Annotated in this window: 1 protein-coding gene; it reads right to left on the bottom strand. The window is 56.3% G+C overall.

Annotated features, from left to right (window positions below):
• Positions 1–13: 13 nt before the first annotated feature.
• The coding region (locus ACKLKD_RS27840; RefSeq protein WP_227686809.1) for an IS4 family transposase at positions 14–1,308 on the bottom strand (1,295 nt) is incomplete at its 5' end.

Genomic DNA, 1,308 nt, shown 5'->3' with positions numbered 1-1,308 from the left:
TAATGCCAGTCAGTTAAGCAACTGACTGGCCCTTTCTCAGGGCGGTGGTGTATTTCTGAGGCCTCTCTTTCACCACCCTTGGGAAGACCCTTTCCCTCCTTATCGGTAACTTGACTAACTGCCCCATACTTTCAAGATCACGCATCAACTCCGGGATACGACCCGGTGAAGCGCCCTGCAACGTCATTAGCATCCGCATCACCATCCCGCAGGACTCTGAGAAGCTCAGCTGATTTGGCCAGTATCCTTTCAGTTGCCCTGCCATTTTAATCATCTGATATCTCACCAGATTATAAGCCAGCAACACGCCCCACAACTCCTGCTCCACAAGCTCCGGCTTTTTACTTCTCAGTGTCAACCTGCTCAGTTGCATCGTCTGCTTTATCTCCCGGTAACCCAGCTCAATTTCCCAGCGATAGCTATACAGATCCGCCATTTCCCCGCCGGGGTAGCGCATGGCGTCCGTCATCGACGTCAGCAGATGGCAGACTTTTCCTTTGCGCGTGATGGTCAGCAGGCGGGCTGTCATCTCATTTCCCAGACCCGGCCACTTTTTTCGTGCCTGCGGGCTGGTTTTCAGCTTCACCAGGTGGTCGCCTTTACCCAGTTTTCTGACCTCTTCGTACTGCGCGCCTTTTTTCAGAGGGATCAGCCAGTGCCGGTGTTCTCCCGCCTGGTTCCATGCGTTCAGCAGACCCAGTGAGTAATAGCCTTTATCCATTAGCGTCAGGGTGTTATCGCCGGTTTGCTCTATAAGTTTCTCCGCGAGCGCATTTTCGCTGTCTTTCATCGTGCCGAAGGCTGCTGCCGTCAGCAGATGGCTGGTCAGCTCCATCTGGCAGACCATTTTAACCTGTGGGTAGAGTGCCGGGTTTCCGCCATGCGTCTGGCGGGGGAAGGCGATATCGTTCTCTGGTGTGTCCGGTGTGCGCCAGAACACACCATCAATGGCCAGCAGGGTCAGGCCGCACCAGTGTGGATGCGGCGTGGCGTTATGCCAGAGCTGTGCTGTCTGCGAGAATACGCGGCGGACGGCTTCGCTTCCCAGACGCTGACGGGCCTGGATCACCGCGCTGGGGGCGACGAAGGGACGACTGCCCGGCAGCATGATGTCCAGACGGTTGACGATCTGATGAAGGGGTTCTTTACGTTCAAGCGCCATGCCGACAATGCACCAGACCATCATTTCCAGCGGCAGGCGACGCTTGCGCAGGGTGACGGTACCGGCTTCGGCCAGACAGCGGGAAATGAGTTCCGGGTCCAGATAGTCGCCCAGAGAAGTCAGTGGGTTACGCAGAGAATCGTAAC

The organism is Klebsiella sp. 10982, assembly GCF_048589245.1.
Lineage (GTDB): Bacteria > Pseudomonadota > Gammaproteobacteria > Enterobacterales > Enterobacteriaceae > Klebsiella > Klebsiella quasivariicola.
This window is presented reverse-complemented; position numbering and strand designations above follow the sequence as displayed.